This window comes from Streptomyces sp. Act143 (genome assembly GCF_003143935.1).
Taxonomy (GTDB): domain Bacteria; phylum Actinomycetota; class Actinomycetes; order Streptomycetales; family Streptomycetaceae; genus Streptomyces.
This window is the reverse complement of record NZ_QFRX01000001.1, coordinates 4,315,409-4,333,041: the sequence shown is the minus strand read 5'-3', so window position 1 is coordinate 4,333,041 and position 17,633 is coordinate 4,315,409. Positions and strand designations below refer to the sequence as shown.

Below are 17,633 nucleotides of genomic sequence, written 5' to 3'. Positions count from 1 at the left end.
TGTGACACGTCCGGGACCCGGCCCTCTGGCATCTCCGCGACCGGCCCTGTGACATCTCCGCGACCGGCCCTGCGTCACCTGGCGCCGCGCCGGCCCTTTGGCAGCCCCTTCTACTCCCCCCTCCGCACCGCCCCCGCCAGAATCCACCCTTCCACGGCCTCGTACTGCCGTCGTTGCTCCTCCGACCGGCGGGGTCCGGAGATCACCGTGCCCAGCCAGCCGAGGGCGAAGCCGGCCGGGATGGAGACGAGGCCGGTCGTGGTGAACGGGAACCAGTTGAAGTCGTGTTCCGGGAACGCCGACACGGGCGAGCCCGAGACGAGGTTCGTGCCCGGCATCAGCAGCAGGACGACCAGGCTGCCGCCGATGAGGGTGCACAGCAGCCCTGTCCGGGTGTAGCGGCGCCAGAAGAGCCCGTAGACGAGGGCCGGGGCGATCGCGGAGGCGCCCAGGCAGAACGACAGCGTCACCAGGGGCTGGAGGCTGCGGTGCTGGACGAGGGTGGCCAGCAGGATGGCCGGGATGCCCACGGCCAGCGCCGAGACGCGCGCCAGGGTCATCTCGCGGCGTGCCGACGTCGTCTCCCGCGCGCGGGCCGCGAAGACGTCGTGGGCGAGGGAGTTGGCGCAGGCGAGGATCATGCCGGCGACCGATGCCAGCAGGGTGAGGAAGATGGCGGTGGTGACCGTCGTGAAGAGCAGCGTCTCGGCCGTGGAGACCTCCGCGCCGAAGGCCGCCCGTGAGGCCAGCAGATAGGCCGTGTTGCCCTGCGGGTCCGCCTCCGCGATGACCGCGCGCCCGATCAGCGCGGTGGCGCCGAATCCGACGACCGTGATGACGAGCACGAACAGCACCACCGACGACACCGCCCAGGACATCGAACGGCGCACCTGGCGGGCGCTGTCGGCGGTGTACATGCGCATGGTGACGTGGGGGAGGCAGGCGCCGCCGACGACCACGGTCAGCTGCGAGACGATCATGTCGAGGCGAGGGGCGGGGCCGCCCGCGAACTGGAGTCCCGAGTGCAGGAACGCCGGTCCGACGCCGCTCTGCGCGGCGGCCGCGTCGAAGAGCGCGCCGGGGTCCCAGTCGTAGCGCTGGAGGATCAGTACGGCGATCACGGCGCCGGAACCCAGCAGCATCACCATCTTCAGCATCTGGATGAGGGCGGTGCCCTTCATGCCGCCGATCGCCGCGTAACTGATCATCAGTACGCCCAGTCCGAGGATGCAGCCCGTCTGGAGGGAGTCGCCGGAGAAGCCGAGGATGAATGCCAGGAGCTGTCCCGTGCCCGCGAGTTGGACCAGCATCAGCGGCAGCAGGGCGGCGAGGGTCACCGCGCTCGCCGCGATGCGTACCGCACGTCCCGGCATCCGGCGGGCCAGGGCGTCGCCCATGGTGAACCGGCCCGCGTTGCGCAGGGGTTCGGCCAGCAGGAACATCAGCAGCATCAGCGACAGGGCGGTGCTGAGGGCGAGGACGACGCCGTCGTAGCCGCACAGCGCGATCACTCCGCCGGTGCCGAGGACGGTCGCGGCGGAGATGTAGTCGCCGGCGATGGCGAGGCCGTTGCGCATGGGGGAGAGGGAGCCGTAGCCGGTGTAGAACTCGTCGAGGTCGTCGCGGTCGGGGCCGGTCATCACGCACAGCAGCAGGGTGATCGTGGCCACCGCGGAGAACGCCACCAAGGACATCGCCTGCGCGGAGTCGCTGAATCCGGTCATCGTGTCGCCTCCCGCTTGGCGTCCACCTCGGCCTGGCGGCGGATGCGGTCCGCGACCGGGTCGACGTGCACGCGCGCGGTGTGTTCGTACAGCGCGATCGCCAGCCAGGTGACGGGGAGTTGGAGCAGGGCGAGCAGCAGGCCGGTGGGGAGTCCGTCGGTGACCGTGCTCGTCATGAGGGAGGGCGCGACGGCGGACAGGATCAGGAAGAGGGTGAAGTAGCCGAGCGCGGTCAGGGTCGCGACCCGTCGCTGCCGGCGGTACGCGCCGCGCAGGACGCGCAGGTCGCTGTGGTGTCCGAGGGCGGGGCGGCGCGGGCGGCGGCGGGCCGGCTCCGGTGCGGCTCCGGCGGGCGGCTGCCAGGGGTACGTGGGATACGTGGGGTGGGACGGGGTCGGGGGTGGGGACGAGTACGGGTCGTATGACATCCCGGTGGCTCCTTGCGCGGCTCGGGTCCGGTGCGGACCGCAGGGAGTTGGGGGGTGGGCGAGCGGAGCCACGCACGCTACTCGTAGGTAGCCAACGGTTGCGAGCTTTTCACCAAACTGATTGGTCGGTATGCGCTTACTTCGCTGACCTCGGGTGTTACCCGGATTAACTCAGATTTTTGAACGTGACGTCCGGGCGGAAAGTGTCACCCATGTCTCATCGAGGCCGTGCGGCGTCACATCGCCCATCGCGCCGCTCTCTTGTCGGCACACGCCTTGAGGGGCATGCCCGTGCCCCAGGGCTCCGCGAACGAGAGGGGACACCCGTGAACATCGTCGTCTTCGGCGCCAACGGTCCGACCGGGCGCCTCGCCGTGGCCCGGGCCGCCGCGGCCGGGCACACCGTCACCGCCGTCACCCGCCGCCCCGACGCCTTCCCGGTGGGGGGCGCGCGGGTGGTGGGGGCGGACGTCCACGACGCGGCCGCGGTCGGTGCCGCCGTCGCCGGGCAGCACGCGGTGATCTCGGCGCTCGGCGTGCCGTACACCCGCGAACAGGTCACCGTCTACTCCGGCGGCCTCACGCACATCACCGGGGCCATGGCCGAGCACGGCGTACGACGGCTCGTCGCCGTCACCTCCACGGTGCTCTTCGGCACGCCCGCGCCCGGGGAGAACTTCCTCTTCCGCAGGGTGCTGGAGCCGTCGATCATGCGATTCATGGGGCGCACGGTGTACGAGGACATGCGGCGCATGGAGGAGATCGTGCGCCGGAGCGGCCTGGACTGGACCGTCCTGCGGCCGGGCGGGCTCTTCGACGCGGAGCGGGTGAGCGACTACCTGACCGGTACCTCGCGGCTCGCGGGGCGGTACACCGCGCGCGTCGACCTCGCCTGCGAACTGGTGCGGCAGGCCGCGGGGGAGCGGGGGCAGGTGGGGGAGTTCGTGGACGTACGGACCACCGTGGGCACCCCGAGCCTCCTCGACCTGATGAGGAAGGAGGCGGTCGGCGGCAAGGCGGCGTGAGGAGGGAGAGCGGGGCGCAGGGGCGCGCGACTGGGAGCGAGAGCGGGAGTGAGAGCGAGGGGTGGGACGGAAGGTCGCGCGACTGGGGGCGGGGGCGGGGGCAGGAGCGAGGGGTGGGAGGGGGGCGGAAAAGGGCGCGCGACTGGAGGCGGGGGCGGGAAGGGTGCGTGAAGGGGCGCGGGAGGCCGGAGGGGGCGTGAAGGCGCTCGGGGTTGTGAGGTGGTTCAGGTGGTGAGGAGCGCGCGCTGGTAGCGCACGCCGGGGCGGGTGCCGATGACGCACTCCCCTACGGGAGTGAAGGCGTTGCGTGCGAGGACCGTGCGGGAGGCCAGGTTGTCGAGGGTGGTGACCGCGACCAAGGAGGTCAGGCCGTACGAGGTCCCAGCCGTCCGGCACAGCTGCGCCACCGCCTGCGTCGCCACCCCGCGGCCCGCCGCCCGCTCGCCCACGCGGTAGCCCAGTTCGGCGCAGCCGTTCTCGACGTCGATGAGGTTCACCCGTCCCACGATCTCCCCGGACGGGTCCAGCACCACATGGAAGTGACAGATCCCGGCGTCCTGTTCGGCCAGCCGCGCGCGGTGCACTTCGGCGAAGTCGGCGAAGTAGGCGTCCCCGCGGTCCGAGATCGACCGCGTGAAGTACTCCCGGTTCTCCAGCTCGAACGCCAGCAGCGCGCCGACGTGATCCGCCCGCAGCCGCTCCAGCCGCAATCCCAGCTCCGGCCTCGGCCCCAGCCCCTGCTCCACCATGCCGGGCAGCCTACGCACAGCACGGTCCCCGAGCACCGTGAATTCCGCGGCGGCGTCAGAACCGGCAGCCCCCCGGCCGCCCCCGGCCGCCCCCGGCTGCCCCCAGCCGCCCCTGGCCGCCCCGGGCCTCGGCCGTGTCCGGCGGTCGGCAGGGCTCAGTCGCCGAGCACCGGGAATTTCCGCGGTGCCAGGAACAGCAGCACCAGGAACGCCAGCGCCGCAGCGCACGACGCCCCCAGGTACACGGCGTGGACGGCGTCCGCGATGGCCCGTCGGGTCGTCTCGGGGGCGGTACCGGCGTCCAACGCGCGCGTGACGGAGTCGAGGTCGCTCGCGCCGCCGAGCCGGGCGGCCAGCACCCCGTTGGCCACCGCCCCGAAGAGCGCGGCGCCCACCGTCTGTCCGGTCTGCCGGCAGAAGAGGACCGAGGCCGTCGTCGTACCGCGCTCCGACCAGCCCACCGTCGACTGCACCCCCACGATCAGCGGGAGTTGGAACAGACCCAGGGCCGCGCCGAGGACCAGCATCAGCAGCGTCGGCTGCCAGGCCCGGCCCGGATACGGCAGGAGGGGGAACGCGAACAGCAGCAGTGCAGCCGCCCCGATCCCCAGCATCGCGGTGTTGCGGAACCCGATGCGCCGGTACACGTGCTGGCTCAGCGCGGCCGACACCGGCCAGCTCAACGTCCATACGGACAGCACGAATCCGGCGGCCACCGGCCCCAGGCCCAGCACCGACTGGGCGTACGTGGGCAGGAACACCGTCGGCGCCACCATCAGCAGCCCCAGCGCGCCCAGTGCGAGGTTCACCGCGGCGATCGTGCGCCGCCGCCACACCCAGCCCGGGATGATCGGCTCGGCCGCCCGGCGTTCCACGGCCACCACGACCGCCACCAGCCCAAGTCCCGTACCGAACAGCGCCATTGACGGCGCCGACAGCCACGGCCAGGCCACTCCGCCCTGCACGAGCGCCGTCAGCAGCACGCCCCCGCACGCGAACACCGCCAGCGCGCCCGCCCAGTCGATGCGCGGGCGCACGGCCGGGGTCCGTTCCGGTTCGTGCAGGTGACGGACGATCAGCCAGAGGGCGACGGCGCCGATCGGCAGGTTCACCAGGAAGATCCAGCGCCAGTCCGCGTACGCCGCCAGCACCCCGCCCACGCCCGGCCCGGCCACCGCCGAGACCGCCCACACCGTGGACAGCTTCGACTGGATCTTCGGGCGCTCCTTGAGGGGGTAGAGGTCGGCGGCCAGGGTCTGCACGGTGCCCTGGAGGGCGCCGCCGCCCAGGCCCTGCACCACGCGGAAGGCGATGAGCGCGCCCATGTTCCAGGCGAGCGCGCAGAGCAGGGAGCCGAGGAGGAACAGCGCGGCGCCCGCGACCAGGACCGGCTTGCGGCCGAAGGTGTCGGAGAGCTTGCCGTAGACGGGGAGCGTCACCGTCACGGCCAGCAGATAGCCCGAGAACAGCCACGAGAAGACGGAGAAGCCGCCCAGGTCGCCGACGATCTGCGGGACGGCCGTGGAGACGATCGTGGCGTCGAGCGCGGCCAGTGCCATCGCGAGCATCAGCGCGGCCACGACGGCGCCGCGGCGGTGCGAGCCGCGTGGGTGCGCGTCCGTCGCGGCGGGCTGTATGTCCGTGTCCCCCTGGTCCACCAGAGATCCTTTCCCCTTGCATCTATCTGCCGCGGAACACCCTCTCACTTGACCCTCACGTCGCGGCAGGGTGCAGGCTGAACCCGCTGAAGGGTGGAGCGGACCCCGAGATCGGCTCCACCCGGGGGTGGACTGCCCCTAGGGGTCCCTCCGTACTACGGCTCGGGGAGGGTTCGTCCCGCTGGAGGACGAGACGGGCCATGGCCCGTCCTTAACCTGGCTTTACGCCGCTCGGGAGGGGTTCGGGGCGGCGGACCGCAGGTCCGGGGGTGGGGTTTTCCCCAGCAAAAGACTGCGCTGGGCACCAGCGCGCCGGACCCCCCGCGAGCAGCAGACTCAACGACGTAACCACCACGCACCGACTCAGCAGTACACGCGCTTCACCCGCTGACCGACATAGGAGACATACCGTGACATCGGCTGTGACCATCACCAGGCACGGGGGCACTGGAGGGACTACGGCCGTTGCCGCGCGGGCGCGGCAGGTCGTGAAGGCGTACGGGTCCGGCGAGACCCGTGTCGTCGCCCTCGACCACGTGGACGTGGACATCGCACGCGGCCAGTTCACCGCGATCATGGGCCCCTCGGGGTCCGGCAAGTCCACGCTCATGCACTGCCTCGCCGGGCTCGACACCGTCAGCAGCGGCCAGATCTACCTGGACGACACCGAGATCACCGGGCTGAAGGACAAGAAGCTCACGCAGCTGCGCCGGGACCGGATCGGGTTCATCTTCCAGGCGTTCAACCTGCTGCCGACGCTCAACGCCCTGGAGAACATCACGCTCCCCATGGACATCGCCGGCCGCAAGCCGGACAAGCAGTGGCTGGCGCGGGTCGTGGAGACCGTAGGACTGTCCTCGCGGCTCAAGCACCGGCCCACCCAGCTCTCCGGCGGCCAGCAGCAGCGCGTCGCGGTGGCCCGGGCGCTGGCCGCCCGGCCCGAGATCATCTTCGGTGACGAGCCGACCGGAAACCTCGACTCGCGCGCGGGCGCCGAGGTACTGGGCTTCCTGCGGCGCTCCGTGGACGAGCTCGGCCAGACCATCGTCATGGTCACGCACGACCCGGTCGCCGCCTCCTACGCCGACCGCGTCCTGTACCTCGCCGACGGCCGGATCGTCGACGAGATGTACAAGCCGACCGCCGACGCCGTCCTGGACCGCATGAAGGACTTCGACGCCCGGGGGCGCACGTCATGACCGTCATGAAGACCTCGATGCGCAACTTCTTCGCGCACAAGGGACGCATGGCCCTCTCCGCCGTGGCGGTCCTGCTGTCGGTGGCGTTCGTGTGCGGCACGCTCGTGTTCACCGACACCATGAACACGACGTTCGACAAGCTCTTCGCCACCACCGCCTCCGACGTCACGGTCTCCCCCAAGGAGGCCAAGAGCGACGACACCCCGCAGAACGGCAAGCCCGCCTCCCTGCCGGCCTCGACGGTCCAGCAGGTCGCGACGGCCGACGGTGTGCAGTCCGTCGAGGGCGGGGTCAGTTCGATGAACGTGACCGTCGTCAACGACGAGAACAAGAACATGGGCTCGTCCAACGGCGCGCCCACCATCGCGGGCAACTGGACCAAGAGCGACCTGCGTTCCATGGAGATCACCTCCGGACACGCCCCGCGCGGGCCGACCGAGACGATGGTCGACGCCGACACCGCCGACAAGCACCACCTGAAGATCGGCGACGAACTGCGCACCATCTCCGTCGTCGGTGACTTCAAGGCGAAGATCGTCGGCATCGCCACCTTCAAGGTCACCAACCCCGGTGCGGCGATCGTCTACTTCGACACCGCCACCGCCCAGCGTGAACTCCTCGGCGCCGAGGGCCGCTTCACCCAGGTGTTCGCCACCGCCGCGTCCGGCGTCAGCGACACCCAGCTCAAGCAGAACGTCACCAAGGCCCTGGACGGCTCGTACAAGATCCAGACGGCCAAGGAGAACGCCGACGAGAACCGTGAGGACGTCGGCGAGTTCATGAACGTCATCAAGTACGCCATGCTCGGCTTCGCCGGGATCGCGTTCCTGGTCGGCATCTTCCTGATCATCAACACCTTCTCCATGCTGGTCGCCCAGCGCACCCGCGAGATCGGCCTCATGCGGGCCATCGGCTCCTCCCGCAAGCAGGTCAACCGCTCCGTGCTGGTCGAGGCGCTGCTGCTCGGCTTCGTCGGCTCGGTCCTCGGCGTCGGCGCGGGCGTCGGCATCGCCATCGGCCTGATGAAGCTCATGTCCATGGCCGGCATGAACCTCTCCACCGACGACCTCACCATCAAGGTCTCCACCCCGGTGGCCGGCCTGGTCCTCGGCGTCGTCGTCACCGTCCTCGCCGCCTACCTGCCCGCCCGCCGGGCCGGCAAGGTCTCCCCGATGGCCGCCCTGCGCGACGCCGGCACCCCGGCCGACGGCAAGGCCGGCTGGGTGCGCGCCCTGATCGGCCTGGTCCTGACGGGCGCGGGCGGCTACGCCCTCTACGCCGCCGCCACCGCCGACACGGCCAAGGACGGCTCGCTGCTGCTGGCCGGGGGCGTCGTCCTGTCCCTGATCGGCTTCGTCGTCATCGGCCCGCTGCTGGCGGGCGGGGTCGTCCGGGTCATCAGCGCGCTGATCCTGCGGGGCTTCGGCCCGGTCGGCCGCATGGCCGAGCGCAACGCCCTGCGCAACCCCCGTCGTACCGGTGCCACGGGCGCGGCCCTGATGATCGGCCTCGCCCTGGTCGCCTGCCTGTCGGTGGTCGGCTCCTCCATGGTCGCCTCGGCCACGTCCGAGCTCGACAAGTCGGTCGGCGCGGACTTCATCGTCGAGGGCAACCAGCGGATCGTCCCGCAGGCCCAGAAGGCCATGGAGCAGACCCCGGGGCTGGCCCACGTGACCTCGTACAAGGAGGTCGAGGCGGTCCTGACCACGCCCGACGGCAAGAAGGACGACTCCCAGGTGACGGCGGCCGACCCGTCGTACGCCCAGGACCTGCGCCGCGCCACGACGGAGGGCACCCTGTCCGCCGCCTACGGCAAGGACTCCATGTCCGTCGGCTCCGACTACGCCAAGGACCACGGCGTCCACGTCGGCGACACCATCGCCGTCGCCTTCAAGGGCGGCGAGACGGCGAAGCTCAAGGTCGCGGCCATCACCGACGACAGCAGTGCGCTGGACCAGGGGGCGCGCTACCTCTCCATCGAGACGATGAAGAAGTATGTGCCCGCCGACCAGATCCCGCCGAACACGATCATGTTCGCCAAGGCCAAGGACGGCCAGGAGGAGCAGGCGTACGCCGCCCTGAAGAAGTCGCTGGACAACTACCCGCAGTACCAGGTCCGCGACCAGACCGACTACAAGGAAGAGCTGAAGGACCAGATCGGTCAGCTCCTCAACATGGTCTACGGCCTGCTGGCACTGGCGATCATCGTGGCGGTGCTCGGTGTCGTGAACACCTTGGCGCTGTCGGTGGTCGAGCGGACCCGGGAGATCGGTCTCATGCGGGCCATCGGCCTCTCGCGGCGGCAGCTGCGCCGGATGATCCGCATGGAGTCGGTGGTCATCGCCCTCTTCGGCGCGCTGCTGGGCCTGGGGCTGGGCATGGGCTGGGGCGCCACCGCCCAGAAGCTGCTCGCCCTGGAGGGCCTCGACGTCCTCGACATCCCCTGGCCGACTATCACCGGGGTGTTCGTCGGGTCGGCCTTCGTGGGCCTGTTCGCGGCGCTGGTCCCGGCCTTCCGGGCGGGACGGATGAACGTCCTGAACGCGATCGCCACGGAGTAGCCACAGCCGACGGGGGAGCAAGGGCCCGGCGTCGAGAAGCCACGGAGGACTTCTCGCCACCGGGCCCGCCGGCGTCTACGGGGGATCGGCGGCGTCGGTGCGGATTGCGGGGTGCGGTGGGGCGCGGGGCGCGGGGCGCGGGGTTGCCCGCGGGGTGGCCGGTGCGGGGCGCCGGCTGTGAGGTTGCCCGCCTGCGCGGCCGGTGGGAGGCGTTGCTGCGAGGTTGTCCGTGGGTACGGCCGCTGTCGGGCGTCGGCTGTCGGGTTGTCCACGGGTATGGCCGCTGCCTGGCCCCGGCTGTCAGGTTGCCCGCGGGTGTGGCCCGGTGCCGGGCGCGTCGGCTGCGAGGTTGTCCACAGGTGTCGCCGGTGCGTGGCGGTGGTTGTCCACAGCCCCCGCGCCGCCGCTCACCGCGACGTACGCTGGAACCACCCCCCGGCCGGTCACCGCGTCGGGCCCTTCGCGTTGCCCACCCCCGGACGAAAGCCGCCCCGAATGAGCCTGCACGGTCTGCTCGACGCCGTAGTCAAGGACACCGCCCTCGCGGAAGCGATCACCGCGGCCGCAGACGGCAACCGCATGCATGTCGACCTGGTCGGCCCCCCGGCGGCCCGCCCCTTCGCGATCGCCGCGCTCGCCCGCGAGGCCGGCCGCCCGGTGCTCGCGGTGACGGCGACGGGCCGGGAGGCGGAGGACCTCGCGGCGGCCCTGCGCTCGCTGCTGCCCTCGGAGGGCGTCGTGGAGTACCCCTCCTGGGAGACCCTCCCGCACGAGCGCCTCAGCCCGCGCAGCGACACCGTCGGCCGCCGCCTGGCCGTCCTGCGCCGCCTGGCCCACCCGCGCCCCGACGACCCCGAGACCGGCCCGGTGTCGGTGGTCGTGGCGCCCGTGCGGTCGGTGCTGCAACCGCAGGTCAAGGGCCTCGGCGACCTGGAGCCCGTGGCGCTGCGCACCGGCCAGAACGCCGACCTCAACACGATCGTCGAAGCCCTCGCCGCCGCCGCGTACGCGCGCGTGGAGCTCGTCGAGAAGCGCGGCGAGTTCGCCGTGCGCGGCGGCATCCTGGACGTCTTCCCGCCCACCGAGGAGCACCCCCTCCGCATCGAGTTCTGGGGCGACGACGTCGAGGAGATCCGCTACTTCAAGGTCGCCGACCAGCGCTCCCTGGAGATCGCCGAGCACGGCCTGTGGGCCCCGCCCTGCCGCGAACTGCTCCTCACCGACGAGGTACGCGCGCGTGCCGCCGCCCTCGCCGAGGAGCACCCGGAACTGGGCGAGCTGCTCGGCAAGATCGCCGAGGGCATCGCGGTGGAGGGCATGGAGTCCCTCGCGCCAGTCCTCGTCGACGACATGGAGCTGCTGCTCGACGTGCTGCCGAAGGGCGCCATGGCCGTCGTGTGCGACCCGGAGCGGGTCCGCACGCGTGCCGCCGACCTCGTCGCCACGAGCCAGGAGTTCCTCCAGGCCTCCTGGGCGGCCACCGCCGGTGGCGGCGAGGCGCCGATCGACGTCGGCGCGGCCTCCCTGTGGTCCATCGCGGACGTCCGGGACCGGGCGCGCGAGCTGGACATGATGTGGTGGTCGGTGTCGCCGTTCGCCGCCGACCTGGAGCTGGAGGCGGACACCCTCAAGCTCGGCATGCACGCGCCCGAGACCTACCGCGGTGACACCGCCAAGGCGCTCGCCGACACCAAGGGCTGGCTCGCCGACGGCTGGCGCACGGTCTTCGTCACCGAGGCCCACGGCCCCGCGGCCCGCACGGTCGAGGTGCTCGGCGGCGAGGGCATCGCGGCCCGGCTGGACGCCGAACTGGGCGCGATCGCCCCGTCCGTCGTGCACGTGGCGTGCGGCTCGATCGACTACGGCTTCGTCGACCCGGAGCTCAGGCTCGCCGTCCTCACCGAGACCGACCTGACCGGCCAGAAGGCGGCCGGCAAGGACGGCGCGAGGATGCCCGCCCGGCGCCGCAAGACGATCGACCCGCTCACCCTGGAGGCGGGCGACTACATCGTCCACGAGCAGCACGGCGTGGGCCGCTACATCGAGATGGTCCAGCGGACCGTGCAGGGCGCCACGCGCGAGTACCTCGTCGTCGAGTACGCCCCCGCCAAGCGCGGCCAGCCCGGCGACCGCCTCTACATCCCCACCGACCAGCTGGAGCAGATCACCAAGTACGTCGGCGGCGAGGCTCCCACCCTGCACCGCCTGGGCGGCGCCGACTGGACGAAGACCAAGGCACGCGCGAAAAAGGCCGTCAAGGAGATCGCCGCCGACCTGATCAAGCTCTACAGCGCGCGCATGGCGGCCCCCGGCCACACCTTCGGCCCGGACACCCCCTGGCAGCGCGAGCTGGAGGACGCCTTCCCGTACGCGGAGACCCCCGACCAGCTGACCACCATCGCCGAGGTCAAGGAGGACATGGAGAAGTCGGTCCCGATGGACCGCCTGATCTGCGGCGACGTCGGCTACGGCAAGACGGAGATCGCGGTGCGGGCCGCGTTCAAGGCGGTGCAGGACGGCAAGCAGGTCGCCGTCCTCGTACCGACCACGCTGCTGGTGCAGCAGCACTTCGGCACCTTCAGCGAGCGCTACTCGCAGTTCCCGGTGAACGTCCGCGCGTTGAGCCGTTTCCAGACGGACACCGAGGCGAAGGCCGTCCTGGAGGGCCTGAAGGACGGCTCGGTCGACGTCGTCATCGGCACCCACCGCCTGTTCTCCTCCGAGACCAAGTTCAAGGACCTCGGCCTGGTCATCGTCGACGAGGAACAGCGTTTCGGCGTCGAGCACAAGGAACAGCTGAAGAAGCTGCGCGCCAATGTCGACGTCCTGACGATGTCCGCGACCCCGATCCCCAGGACCCTGGAGATGGCCGTCACGGGCATCCGCGAGATGTCCACGATCACCACCCCGCCGGAGGAGCGCCACCCGGTGCTCACCTTCGTCGGCCCCTACGAGGAGAAGCAGATCGGCGCGGCCGTCCGCCGTGAACTCCTGCGCGAGGGCCAGGTCTTCTACATCCACAACCGGGTCGAGTCGATCGACCGCGCGGCCGCCCGCCTGCGCGAGATCGTTCCCGAGGCGCGGATCGCGACCGCCCACGGCCAGATGTCGGAGTCGGCGCTGGAGCAGGTCGTCGTCGACTTCTGGGAGAAGAAGTTCGACGTGCTGGTGTCCACGACGATCGTCGAGTCCGGCATCGACATCTCCAACGCCAACACCCTGATCGTGGAGCGCGGCGACAACTTCGGTCTGTCGCAGCTGCACCAGCTGCGCGGACGGGTCGGCCGCGGCCGGGAGCGGGGCTACGCGTACTTCCTGTACCCGCCGGAGAAGCCGCTGACGGAAACGGCCCACGAGCGCCTGGCGACCATCGCCCAGCACACCGAGATGGGCGCCGGCATGTACGTGGCCATGAAGGACCTGGAGATCCGAGGCGCGGGCAACCTGCTCGGCGGCGAGCAGTCCGGCCACATCGCGGGCGTCGGCTTCGACCTGTACGTCCGCATGGTCGGCGAGGCGGTCGCGGACTACCGGGCCTCCCTGGAGGGCGGGGTCGAGGAGGAGCCGCCGCTGGAGGTCAAGATCGAGCTCCCGGTCGACGCCCACGTCCCGCACGACTACGCGCCCGGTGAGCGCCTGCGCCTCCAGGCCTACCGCTCCATCGCCTCGGCGAACACCGAGGAGGACATCAAGGCCGTACGCGAGGAACTCGTCGACCGCTACGGCAAGTTGCCGGAACCGGTGGAGAACCTCCTGCTGGTGGCGGGACTCCGGATGCTGGCACGCGCGTGCGGCGTCGGCGAGATCGTTCTGCAGGGCAACAACATCCGGTTCGCGCCCGTGGAACTGCGTGAGTCGCAGGAGCTGCGCCTCAAGCGGCTGTACCCGGGGTCGGTCGTCAAACCGGCCGCCCACCAGGTCCTCGTACCGCGTCCGAAGACGGCGAAGGTGGGCGGGAAGCCGCTGGTCGGCCGGGAGTTGCTCGGATGGGTCGGGGAGTTCCTGGCGTCGATCATGGGGTCGTAGCGCGCCCGGGCGGCGAGGTGCGCGGGTGCTGTGATTCCGGGGTCGCGGCCCGACGGGGTGCGGCACCATGTCGAGCATGGCTGTCGGGGGGAGCGGGAGCAGGGTCGCCTGGGTGGGGGCGACCTGCGTCCTGGTCGGTGGGGCGCTGGTGTACGCACTGCGGGGTGCGCACGGTCCGCTCGGGGTGTCCGACCGCAGCGGCCTGGTGTCCATGGTCGTGGCGCTGCCGGCCCTGGTCGCGTCCGTCGTCGGGCTGCTGTGGGCCCGCTCCGGCGCACACGAGGACGAGACGGCGGCCGTCGCCAGGCTGGTACGGGAGGTGCGGTCGGTCGGCGAACCCCAGTGGATGCACAGCCTCGGGGGCGAACTGACCCCCATCGACGTGACGTTCGCCTTCCGTCCCTACGCCCACGCGCGTGCCGCCGAGCTGCCGCCCACGCCCGCCGGGCAGTTGGAGCGGGTGGTTGAGGACTACCGGGCAGTACGGCCTCGGCGGCTGGTGATCACGGGGGAGCCCGGGGCGGGCAAGACCGTGCTCGCGCGGAAGCTCGTGATGGAGCTCAACAAGGCACGGCAGGCCGGTGAGCAGGTCGCCGTGCTGATGGCGCTCGCCGACTGGGACACCCGTGAGGCGCTGGCGGACTGGGTCGTACGGCATCTGGAACGGGACTTCGGCATGCCGAGGCGGTCCGCCCGCAAGGTCATGGACGCGCGCATGGTCCTGCCCGTGCTGGACGGCCTGGACGAGATGGACGCGGCGGACGTCGCCGTCGCCGACGCGCGGGCCAGACATGCCCTGGAGGCGCTGGCACTCCACCAGGACGGCGCCGATCCGGCACCGCTGGTGCTGACCTGCCGTACCCGGACGTACGACGATCTGGAGGCCGAGGGCAGCCACATCCTCGACGCGGCCCGCATCGAGATCCACCCGGTGGACCCCGCCCGGGCCGTGGCGTTCCTCGAACGCCGCGGCGCGGCACGCCGCCCCGCGCTGTGGCGGCCGGTGCTCGACGAGCTCCGCACGTCACCCGACGGCGTCCTGGCCGCGGCCCTGTCCACGCCCTGGCGGCTGACCCTGGCGGCCACGGTCTACGAACGGCAGGGCGACCCCGGGGAGTTGTCGGCCAAGGCGGCCTCCGGCTCGGCCGACCAGGTGGCGGAGCTGCTGCTGAGCCGGTTCGTCGGGGCCGTCGCCCGCAACACACCCAAAGAGGCGGGGCGTTATGCGGAAGGGGTGATCCACGCCCGGCTGCACCTGCTCGCGGTGGGGCTGGGGGCGGGGAACACGGCGGAGACCGACCTGGTGCTGCACCGGCTGGGGGAGCGGGTGGCGGGGACGTGGCGTGCGGTGGTGCGGATCGGGGCCCTGCCCGGCGTCGTGCTGCCCGTGCTGTTCCTGGTGCGGGAGCCGGCTGATTCCGTCGCCTGGATCGACCTGGGGCTGGGCTGCGCCTGCAACCTGGTGGCGTGGCACTGGAGCGACGACATCGGGCTTGCGCTGGTGACCGGCTACTCGGCGCCGCCGCTGGGCAGCCCGCTGTGGCGGTTGGGTTTCCGCAGACTGGCGCACACCTTCCTGAGAAGGTTCCCGACCTACGCCATCCTGTACCTGCTGCTGTACGGCATCTGGCAGGCCCTGCTCGCGGTGACGGGCGGCGGCGGGGGGTTCACGCCGCTGGTCCCGGCCGTCGCGGCCGCTGTCGCCGGCTGGGTCCTGGGCGGCGTCAGCATGCTCGACAGCACGGCGGTGGGGCCGGTCGGGCCGGTTCGGGCCGGCTGGTTGTGGTGCGTACTCGGTACGGCTGTGCTGGGTTCGCTGCTCGCGTCCCGGGGCTCGGGCTCCGACACCTGGCTGAGCATCGCGCTCATGCCCGCGTTCGCCTTGGTGAACCTGAGGGCCTGGGTCGGCTATCTGACCTACCGCCTCGCCAACCCCCGCCTCGGCCCACGCCTTCCCGCGTTCCTCGACTGGTGCGTCACCGCCGGCCTGCTCCGGACCTCCGGCATCGCCTACCAGTTCCGCCACCGCGAGTTCCAGGAGTGGCTGGTACGCCACCCCCGACCGGTCACTTGATCCCCACGCCCCGCCCACGGCCGCTCCCCTGAGTCTCTGCGGCGGGCTGCGAGGGGCGCTGTGAGGGGCGTCCGCGTGTCACGGGGCGACCCCGAGTGACACGCGGGCCGCCCGCGGGAGGCGTCTCCGCGGGCGGCTTCCACGGGCGCGTGTTCCTCCGTGGTTCTCCGGCCTTACGGCTGCTCGGGCCTGTCTCGGTCCATGCCCATCGCGCCTTCGATCTTCTGCTGCGCGTCGTCGACCTGGCTCTCGTACTTGTTGCCCGTCTTCTCGTTGACCTTTCTCTCCGCCATGTCGGACATGTCCTTGGCCTTGTCCTGCATCTGGCGGTTGCTCTTGAACCTGTCGAAGATGCCCATCCAGAGCTCCTTCCGGAGGTGACTCGATTCGACGATACGCCCGATATGCGAGGTATGCCGCTTGAGGCCCCATATGGTCTGGACCTCTTGCCCGCTACGGTGAGACCAGGCAGCACAACGCCTGCGCGGGGCGGAGACGAACAGAACAAGGGGAGGGACGCACCGTGACGCGTCTGAGGGGTGGGGCGGCGGGAGCCGCCGCGGTGCTCGGCATGGTCGTACTGCTCACCGGATGCGAGGGCGTCGACCTGCCCTCGGACAGCGAGCCCTCCGGCTCCGCACCGGCCGTCGGCTCCGGCCGTGCCGTGAGCCCACTGGACAACCCCGACGGCACGAAACCGGGCCTCGCGGCCATCACCTCCGACGCCGACCGGACGAAGGCCAGGGAGCTCATCGCGAAGGTGGCGACCAAGGGCCGCGGCCCCAAGACGGGATACGACCGCGACGAGTTCGGCTACGCCTGGATGGACTCCGCCCCCGGCGGCGTCCCCTTCTCCCACAACGGCTGTGACACCCGCAACGACTTGCTCAAGCGCGACGGCGACGACGTCCGTCTCCGCTCCGGCTCGGACTGCGTCGTCACCTCCATGACCCTGGCCGACCCCTACACCGGCAAGGAGATCGACTGGGCCAAGTCCCGTGCCACGACGGTGCAGATCGACCACGTCATGCCGCTGTCGTACGACTGGCAGATGGGCGCCGCGCGCTGGTCCAAGGGCAAACGCGAGGACATCGCCAACGACCCGCTCAACCTGATCCCCGTCGACGGCCCCACCAACGGCTCCAAGGGCGACTCCGGCCCCGCCTCCTGGCTGCCCCCGAACAAGCGGATCCGCTGCTCCTACGCGGTGCGCTTCGCGCAGGTGTCCCTGAAGTACGAGTTGCCCGTGACGGAGGCGGACAAGGAGATGATGCTCACCCAGTGCGGCGCCTGACGACCCGATCCGGCGACGGCGCGGGCGTCCCGAACGGGGACCGAAACGGCGGGGGGCTGATGCGGCGGCCGCAGCAGGGGCCATGGCAGGGTCTGAAAACAAGTTCCCGCCCCCGCCGCCGCCCGCCTACGGTGGCCGCATGGAGCTGAAGGTCTCGAGTCTCGCCGAGCGCCCCGACGACCACGAGCGAGCGGTCGCAATGGCCGACAGCTGGCCGGAGTTCGTCACCCGGGACCTGGTGGGCGACTACCACTACGGTCGCATCGCCAAGGAGTTCCCGGCGTTCGTGCTCTTCGCCGAGGACGAGCGCGGCGAGGTCGTCGCCACGGGGTTCAGCGTGCCCTTCGCCCTCGGCGCCGAGGGCCGCGGCCACCTTCCCGCCCGGGGCTGGGACGAGGTGCTCCTGTGGGCCTTCGCCGACCTGCGCCGCGGGCGGCGGCCCGACACGGTCAGCGCCGTCGCCATCAACGTACGACCCGATCTCCAGGGCAAGGGCCTGTCGTCCCGCATGCTCTCGGCGATGCGGGACAACGCCCGCGCGCACGGCTTCGGCGAGGTCGTCGCCCCGGTCCGCCCCAGCGCCAAGCACCTCGAACCGCGCACCCCCATCGAGGAGTACGCCCACCGCGTACGCCCCGACGGCCTCCCGCACGACCCGTGGCTGCGCGTGCACGCCAGAGCCGGCGCCACCATCGAGGCGGTGGCGCCGGCGTCCATGACGGTGGTCGGCTCACTGGAGCAGTGGCGCCGCTGGACCGGGCTGCCCTTCGACACCCCGGGCGACATCGAGGTGCCCGGGGCGCTGGTGCCGGTGCGCTGCGAGCCGGAGCAGGGGTACGCGGTGTACGTCGAGCCCAATGTGTGGATGCGGCACCCGCTGTAGCCGTACGGCGGT

The 17,633-nt window shown here is 71.5% G+C and carries 12 protein-coding genes; 7 read left to right on the top strand and 5 right to left on the bottom strand.

The window, feature by feature from the left end; all coding sequences use genetic code 11:
- Window positions 1–110: 110 nt before the first annotated feature.
- The gene (locus DI272_RS19460) at window positions 111–1,724 is read right to left on the bottom strand and encodes a cation acetate symporter (protein WP_109496598.1); all 1,614 of its coding nucleotides are present in this window, start codon (window positions 1,722–1,724) and stop codon (window positions 111–113) included.
- On the bottom strand, window positions 1,721–2,152 hold the full coding sequence (locus tag DI272_RS19455) for a DUF485 domain-containing protein (RefSeq protein ID WP_109496597.1): 432 nt from the start codon (window positions 2,150–2,152) through the stop codon (window positions 1,721–1,723). Before DI272_RS19455 ends, DI272_RS19460 begins: the two co-directional genes overlap by 4 nt.
- A 326-nt stretch (window positions 2,153–2,478) precedes the next feature.
- Between DI272_RS19455 and DI272_RS19450 the strand changes: the two genes are divergently transcribed.
- Window positions 2,479–3,177, top strand: coding sequence for an NAD(P)-dependent oxidoreductase (locus DI272_RS19450; RefSeq protein ID WP_109496596.1), 699 nt, complete (start codon window positions 2,479–2,481; stop codon window positions 3,175–3,177).
- A gap of 224 nt (window positions 3,178–3,401) precedes the next feature.
- Here the strand turns inward: DI272_RS19450 and DI272_RS19445 are convergent, their stop codons facing one another.
- Complete coding sequence (locus DI272_RS19445) at window positions 3,402–3,926, bottom strand: GNAT family N-acetyltransferase (protein WP_109496595.1); 525 nt, start codon at window positions 3,924–3,926, stop codon at window positions 3,402–3,404.
- Between the two features lie 155 nt (window positions 3,927–4,081).
- Window positions 4,082–5,584 carry an MFS transporter gene (locus DI272_RS19440; RefSeq protein WP_375138050.1) on the bottom strand — a complete coding sequence of 501 codons (1,503 nt, stop codon included), beginning with the start codon at window positions 5,582–5,584 and terminating at the stop codon, window positions 4,082–4,084.
- A 410-nt stretch (window positions 5,585–5,994) separates the two neighbouring features.
- Between DI272_RS19440 and DI272_RS19435 the strand changes: the two genes are divergently transcribed.
- The 4 genes from DI272_RS19435 to DI272_RS19420 all read left to right on the top strand — a co-directional run bounded on the left by DI272_RS19435 (window position 5,995) and on the right by DI272_RS19420 (window position 15,444).
- Window positions 5,995–6,783: an ABC transporter ATP-binding protein gene (locus DI272_RS19435; RefSeq protein ID WP_109496594.1), complete on the top strand. Its 789-nt coding sequence runs from the start codon at window positions 5,995–5,997 to the stop codon at window positions 6,781–6,783.
- Window positions 6,780–9,344 (top strand): ABC transporter permease, encoded by a 2,565-nt coding sequence (locus DI272_RS19430; RefSeq protein WP_109496593.1) that lies wholly within the window; start codon window positions 6,780–6,782, stop codon window positions 9,342–9,344. Before DI272_RS19435 ends, DI272_RS19430 begins: the two co-directional genes overlap by 4 nt.
- A gap of 495 nt (window positions 9,345–9,839) precedes the next feature.
- Entirely contained in the window at window positions 9,840–13,370 is a 3,531-nt protein-coding gene (mfd, locus tag DI272_RS19425; RefSeq protein WP_109496592.1) for a transcription-repair coupling factor, read from the top strand.
- Between the two features lie 76 nt (window positions 13,371–13,446).
- The gene (locus tag DI272_RS19420; protein WP_181387250.1) at window positions 13,447–15,444 is read left to right on the top strand and encodes an NACHT domain-containing NTPase; all 1,998 of its coding nucleotides are present in this window, start codon (window positions 13,447–13,449) and stop codon (window positions 15,442–15,444) included.
- A gap of 173 nt (window positions 15,445–15,617) precedes the next feature.
- Here DI272_RS19420 and DI272_RS19415 read toward each other — a convergent pair whose 3' ends face one another.
- Window positions 15,618–15,803, bottom strand: coding sequence for an antitoxin (locus DI272_RS19415; protein ID WP_109496590.1), 186 nt, complete (start codon window positions 15,801–15,803; stop codon window positions 15,618–15,620).
- Between the two features lie 164 nt (window positions 15,804–15,967).
- Here DI272_RS19415 and DI272_RS19410 point away from each other — a divergent pair, with 164 nt between their 5' ends.
- Together DI272_RS19410 and DI272_RS19405 are read left to right on the top strand one after the other, a co-directional pair.
- Complete coding sequence (locus tag DI272_RS19410) at window positions 15,968–16,738, top strand: HNH endonuclease family protein (protein ID WP_375138049.1); 771 nt, start codon at window positions 15,968–15,970, stop codon at window positions 16,736–16,738.
- Between the two features lie 139 nt (window positions 16,739–16,877).
- On the top strand, window positions 16,878–17,621 hold the full coding sequence (locus DI272_RS19405; protein WP_109496589.1) for a GNAT family N-acetyltransferase: 744 nt from the start codon (window positions 16,878–16,880) through the stop codon (window positions 17,619–17,621).
- Window positions 17,622–17,633: the final 12 nt, after the last annotated feature.